This is a genomic window from Microbacterium sp. KNMS (assembly GCF_053851835.1).
In genome coordinates this window covers 1-256 of record NZ_JBSQBP010000142.1, presented here as the reverse complement: position 1 = coordinate 256, position 256 = coordinate 1, and the positions used below count along the sequence as shown (strand labels likewise).

At 66.8% G+C, this 256-nt stretch carries 1 protein-coding gene; it reads right to left on the bottom strand.

Annotated elements, in window-relative coordinates; genetic code table 11:
- Nucleotides 1-238: MFS transporter (locus ACWXWW_RS18175; RefSeq protein WP_455971429.1), on the bottom strand; the 238-nt coding region annotated here is incomplete at its 3' end.
- Nucleotides 239-256: the final 18 nt, after the last annotated feature.

Genomic DNA, 256 nt, shown 5'->3' with positions numbered 1-256 from the left:
CGACCACCGGGTCGCACAACGCATCCCACAGCACCGCCCCGCTGAATATCCAGCCGGCCGTGACGGGCGACAGGCCTACGACGTCCGTGTAGTAGTACAGCAGGTACAGCGTGGTCGCCTGCCAGTACAGGTTGAGCCCGAAGTCGCCCATGCCGAAGGCGAGCCGGGTGCGCAGCGCAAGCCTCGCCTTCGATTCCGGCCGGGTTGCCGCAGGTGTCGTCGAATCGGGCAGCGCCACGGAATCGGAATGTGCAGC